Source organism: Micromonospora sp. NPDC047753 (assembly GCF_040642735.1).
Lineage (GTDB): Bacteria > Actinomycetota > Actinomycetes > Mycobacteriales > Micromonosporaceae > Micromonospora.
Window position 1 is genome coordinate 1 of record NZ_JBEYSL010000701.1, and the last position, 2687, is coordinate 2687.

General features: G+C 72.5%; 4 protein-coding genes. 2 read left to right on the forward strand and 2 right to left on the reverse strand.

Going from position 1 to position 2687, the window contains the following annotated elements; all coding sequences use genetic code 11:
• Together ABZ749_RS33370 and ABZ749_RS33375 are read right to left on the reverse strand one after the other, a co-directional pair.
• Positions 1-394 (reverse strand): PfkB family carbohydrate kinase (locus ABZ749_RS33370; protein ID WP_357234978.1); only part of this gene is annotated, 394 nt, incomplete at its 3' end.
• Positions 391-1326, reverse strand: coding sequence for a pseudouridine-5'-phosphate glycosidase (locus ABZ749_RS33375; protein ID WP_357234980.1), 936 nt, complete (start codon positions 1324-1326; stop codon positions 391-393). The genes ABZ749_RS33370 and ABZ749_RS33375, both read right to left, overlap by 4 nt.
• 88 nt (positions 1327-1414) lie before the next feature.
• Here ABZ749_RS33375 and ABZ749_RS33380 point away from each other — a divergent pair, with 88 nt between their 5' ends.
• Together ABZ749_RS33380 and ABZ749_RS33385 are read left to right on the forward strand one after the other, a co-directional pair.
• Positions 1415-1633 carry a DUF3039 domain-containing protein gene (locus ABZ749_RS33380; RefSeq protein ID WP_007456912.1) on the forward strand — a complete coding sequence of 73 codons (219 nt, stop codon included), beginning with the start codon at positions 1415-1417 and terminating at the stop codon, positions 1631-1633.
• A 40-nt stretch (positions 1634-1673) separates the two neighbouring features.
• Positions 1674-2336 carry a trimeric intracellular cation channel family protein gene (locus ABZ749_RS33385; protein WP_355009879.1) on the forward strand — a complete coding sequence of 221 codons (663 nt, stop codon included), beginning with the start codon at positions 1674-1676 and terminating at the stop codon, positions 2334-2336.
• Positions 2337-2687 lie beyond the last annotated feature (351 nt).

A 2687-nucleotide genomic window follows, 5' to 3' on the forward strand; every position in this document is an offset into this window, starting at 1 on the left:
CCTCGTCCGGCGGAACGCCGGCGAGCCCGGCGTAGCCGAGCACCGAACCGTCCGCGTCGACGGCGACCCGGTAGTGGTGCCCGGTGGCGAGCTCGGCCAACACGATGACAGTGCCGGTCGGGGCGCCGTCGATCCGCTCGATGGCGCAGTCGACGCCGGCCCGTTCGAGCTCGGCCACCCGGTCCCGCCCGGCGTCGTCGTCACCGACGGCCCCCACGAGCGTGACGTCCACCCGCTGCGCGGCGATCCAGGCGGCGGTGTTGGCCGCCTGACCGCCGCCGCCGAGACTGATGGCGGCCCCGGTGTCCGAGCCGGCAGCCAGCGGTCCGGACAACACGGCGACCACGTCGGTGATCACGTCCCCGACGACGACCATCCGGGCCGGTCGGGTCATGCCGGGACGGCGGTGCCGCGGGCCACCGAGGCGACCGCGATCCGCGCCGCCAGGTCGGCGTTGCGCAGGATGATCCGTACGTTCACCGCCAGGCTCGCGCCCTCGGTTGCCGAGTGGAAGTGCGCGAGCAGGTACGGCGTGACGGCCTTTCCGGTGATGCCGTCCCGCTCCAGCAGGGCCAGGCCCTCGGTGAGAGTCCGGTCGTGCAGCTCCGGGTCGAGCTGTTCGTCGATCGGCAGCGGGTTGGCGATGAGCAGCCCGCCGGTGTGCACGGAGTGTTCGTCCCGGGCGGCGAGCACGGCGGCGACCTGCTCCGGCGAGTCCACCGACCAGTCCAGGTCGAAGCCGGCGTCGGTCAGGTAGAAGCCGGGAAACCGGCGGGTGCGGTAACCGACGACAGCGACCCCGAGGGTCTCCAGGCGCTCCAGCGTCGCACCCACGTCGAGGATCGACTTGACCCCGGCGCAGACCACAGCGATCGGGGTCTGCGCCAGGGTGACCAGGTCCGCCGACTCGTCGAAGGTGTGCGCGGCCTCCCGGTGCACCCCACCCAGACCGCCGGTGGCGAACACGCCGATGCCGGCGGCGGCGGCCACCGCGCTGGTGGCGGCCACGGTGGTCGCGCCGTCCGCGCCGGTCGCGGCGGCGACCGCGAGGTCGCGCACGGAGAGCTTTGTCACGCCGTCGACCGTGGCCAGCCGGGTCAGCTGTGCGTCGTCCAGGCCGACCACCAGCTCACCGGCGATCATGCCGATCGTCGCCGGAACGGCCCCGGCCTCCCGAACCGTCCGCTCGATCTCCCTGGCCACGCGCAGGTTCTCCGGTCGGGGAAGCCCGTGCGAGACGATGGTGCTCTCCAGGGCGACGACGGGTCGGCCGTCGCGCTGGGCTTCGGCCACCTCGGTGCCGTAGCTGATGCGAAAGTCAGTCACACGGGCACCGTACGGGGTGGGGCCCCCGCCGGGCTCAAGTGGACCCGGCCGTGATGACCTGCCAAACTTGTCCGTCGGAGGTGTAGACGTGAGCACAGAGGTTCTCGAGCGTCCGGAGCTGAAGGACGCCGACACCGGTCCCGAGATGTTCCATTACGTCCGCAAGGAGAAGATCGCCGAAAGCGCCGTCATGGGCACTTTCGTCGTCGCTCTCTGCGGCGAGACCTTCCCGGTCACCAAGGCGGCCAAGCCGGGTTCGCCGGTCTGCCCCAAGTGCAAGGAGATCTACGACTCGTACCGTGAGTGAACCCCGGCCGGTGCTCTGGCCGGCGACGTAGCCTGCGGCGGTGACCACCTCCACCGCCCTGCTCTTCGCCGACCTGACCGGGGTGGCGGTGTTCGCCGCGTCCGGGGCCTCGGCGGCGGTGGCCAAGCGACTGGACCTGTTCGGTGTCGCGTTCGTCGGCTTCGTCGCCGCCCTCGGCGGTGGGATCCTCCGGGACCTGGTCATCGACGAGGTGCCGCCGCTGGCCTTCGCCGACTGGCGGTACGCGGCCACTGCCGCGATCACCGCGCTCGCCGTCTTCTGGCTGCACCCGCAACTGGCCCGACTGCGCACCACGGTGCTGGTGCTGGACGCGGCCGGCCTGGCGCTGTTCACCGTCACCGGCACGCTCAAGGCGCTCGACGCCCGGGTGCCGGCGGTCGGGGCCTGCCTGATCGGCATGCTCACCGCCATCGGCGGCGGGCTCGGCCGCGACCTTCTCACCGCCGAGATCCCGGTCGTGCTGCGCCGGGAGATCTACGCGCTGGCCGCGCTGGCCGGTTCGATCCTGGTGGTGCTGCTGTACGTCACCGGGCAGACCGGGCCCGTCCCGCTCACCGCCGCCGCCGTCCTGGTCTTCGGGCTGCGCCTGATCGCGCTGCGTCGACGCTGGTCCGCGCCGGTGGCGACGCTGCGCCCGCCGCGCGCCGACGGGGCGGATCCACGCACCGACCGGGAATGGTGAGACGGTCGGGCCGCTGTTCGCTCGGGTGCGGGATTGTGACCAGCGTGGCGTCGCCTGGGCCCGACGGCCCGTGCTGGTTATGCTGAGTCGGCCTTCGCGGCAGCTTCTGCGCGGAGGCGTTTTCATGGGCGGCGGATCCTCGTGGCCCTCGCCCGGGGTCCGCCATCGTGCGGTCGGAGAGGAGCTTCGCGTGGCAGCCCGGACGCCGGTGCTCGAGACGTTCCCGGCGCTACGCGCCTGGCAGCGCAAGGCGATGGTGGAATACCTGCGTCGCCGTACCGAGGACTTCACCGCGGTCGCCACTCCCGGCGCCGGCAAGACCACCTTCGCCCTGCGGATCGCGGCCGAGTT